Source organism: Gilvibacter sp. (assembly GCF_013214815.1).
Classification (GTDB): domain Bacteria; phylum Bacteroidota; class Bacteroidia; order Flavobacteriales; family Flavobacteriaceae; genus Gilvibacter.
The window spans coordinates 1-2,363 of the sequence record NZ_JABSPU010000139.1 but is presented as its reverse complement, the minus strand read 5'-3'; the positions used below and the strand labels follow the sequence as shown (position 1 = coordinate 2,363).

General features: G+C 45.5%; 2 protein-coding genes and 1 pseudogene. 2 read left to right on the top strand and 1 reads right to left on the bottom strand.

Annotated elements, in window-relative coordinates:
• Positions 1–420, top strand: a pseudogene (locus HRT75_RS14620) (hypothetical protein); the annotation flags it as partial.
• Positions 421–460: 40 nt separating this feature from the next.
• On the top strand, positions 461–1,978 hold the full coding sequence (locus HRT75_RS14615) for an outer membrane protein transport protein (RefSeq protein ID WP_291188318.1): 1,518 nt from the start codon (positions 461–463) through the stop codon (positions 1,976–1,978).
• A 52-nt stretch (positions 1,979–2,030) separates the two neighbouring features.
• On the opposite strand, the gene HRT75_RS14610 is transcribed toward HRT75_RS14615, so the two are convergent.
• Positions 2,031–2,363: T9SS type B sorting domain-containing protein (locus HRT75_RS14610; protein ID WP_291188315.1), on the bottom strand; the 333-nt coding region annotated here is incomplete at its 5' end.

Genomic DNA, 2,363 nt, shown 5'->3' with positions numbered 1-2,363 from the left:
AGAGCAGATTACCGCGGAAACGTGGGCTACGGTGCAGTAGCAGCTAACAGAACTGCAGCTACCAACAACAGACGCTCTTCTTACAGTCGTTCTGAGGTAGCACGTCGTGTGAACCAAGCCAATGCGAGAAGATCTGGAAACGTGAACTCACGTTCCTCGTCTAACTTGAGTAATTCAAGACGCAATACGCGCAGCATGAGCGGCAGTCGCAGCTCAGGCAATATGCGCTCCACATCTCCAAACTTTAACAACCGTTCGCGCTCGTCGAACTTCAACAACCGTTCGCGAAGCAATAGTGGATATATGAGAAGCTCTGGTTCAAGAAGCCGTAGCAGCGGATCTATGAGAAGTAGCGGAGGATCTATGCGCAGCAGCGGAGGATCACGTGGAGGCGGAGGCCGTCGCGGCGGACGCGGATAAAAGATCGCATCATCAATCATTCTTACCATAAAATTACGCAATGAGAAAGCTATTATACCTACTCATCTTGGGTGGCCTTATGCCCAATTTGAACGCACAGGGCCTATCTGACGCTCTGAGATACAGTCAGGAATCCGTTTACGGAACTGCAAGATTTAACGCTATGAGCGGTGCCTTTGGCGCCCTGGGTGGAGACCTCTCCGGAGTGGCACTCAACCCTGCGGGATCTGCAATCTTCCTTTACAACTATGCTTCGGCAACCGGAGCGCTTATCGATCGTCAAAACGATATCTTGTATTCCAATACATTCAATCAGAGTTCGGACATCGATGCAGCGATCTCTCAAGCTGGTGCGGTTTGGGTATTTGGAAACAGTAGTGATGAGGCCGATTGGGGCAAGTTCACTTTAGCGGTGAATTACGAACTACAAAACAACTTTGACAATGAAGTGGTAAGCGTTGGCACCAACAATGTGGGAATTGATCAATTCTTTTTGAATCAAGCCAATGGAATTCCTCTAGAGTTATTGCAGTTGCAAGGCAGTGAGACCATTCCTGAGCTGTATAGATTCTTAGGCGAGACAGAAGGTTCTGCTGCACAGACCGCTTTCTTAGGATTCCAATCGTTTATCATTGATCCTACTGAGAATGTTCCTGGGAACACCACTTATTTTTCTAATACTGGACAAGGGAGCTTTAATCAAGAGCACTTTAAAATAGAACGAGGTTATCAAGGCAAATACACCTTTAATATGGCTACGGCCTATAAGGACCGACTTTATTTAGGGGTTAACCTGAACGCTCACGCCATTGACTATCGCAGTTCTACTTTCTTGTTTGAATCGAACAACAATGCTGGCGCTACCATTGACCAAATTGGTTTTGAAGAAAACCTTTGGGTTCTAGGTAATGGATTCTCGGCTCAAATTGGAGCTATTGCCAAAGTGGGAGACATCTTGCGTTTAGGAATCACTTATGACACCCCTACTTGGTTAACGCTAACTGAGGAAACTACGCAATTCATTGAGACCAGACGTTTGTTGCCAGATGACAGCTCGATTATTGAAGTAGTAGATCCAGGAATCGTCAATTTCTTTGCAGATTACCGCATGCGTACTCCAGGACAAGTTAAGGCGAGTGCTGCCCTACTGTTTGGACAAGCTGGTTTGATCAGTTTTGATTATGGATATAAGGATTACTCCAATATTGAATTCACTACTAATGAGCCATTTTTCAATATGCAGAATGTGCTTATTGCGAATACCTTCCAAGCTTCTTCTTCCTACCGAGTTGGGGGCGAGTATCGCGTAAATAAATGGAGCTTTAGAGGGGGATATCGCTTTGAAGAAAGTCCTTTTCAAGATTCAAACCTAATAGGAGACCTTACTGGGTATTCAGTTGGATTGGGTTACGCTTTGGATAATGTAAAGATCGATTTGAGTTATTCTACTGCTCAGCAGGAACGCAGCGAAGCGCTTTATGCAACAGGACTAACTACTCCAACAAACATTGATCAACAGTTGGATGTATACACCTTAAGTCTAGGATTCTTTTTCTAGACTGATGAGATAAAACCATTAAAAAACCCCGCCGATTGGCGGGGTTTTTTGTTTATCGTTTTAGGGTGAAGTGTCCTCTAAATTCTTTTTCAATATCATCTTCGTCATAGATCACCTGGAACCAGTAATCACTTGACGGCATTGGGTTGCCGTTGTAGGTTCCGTCCCATCCTGGACCCAGTGGACTCAGCTGCTTGAGCAGTTTCCCAAAGCGATCGTAAATATAGATCTGCGCCGTTGGATTGCTGGCGATTCCTATGATGTTCCAAGTGTCGTGGAAGCCGTCTTGGTTCGGCGTGAAGAACAGTGGATAGTCAATCACTCCTACCGGTATACTCACGCTTCCACAGCCGTTCTGATCCACGATGGTCACAATGTGATCTCC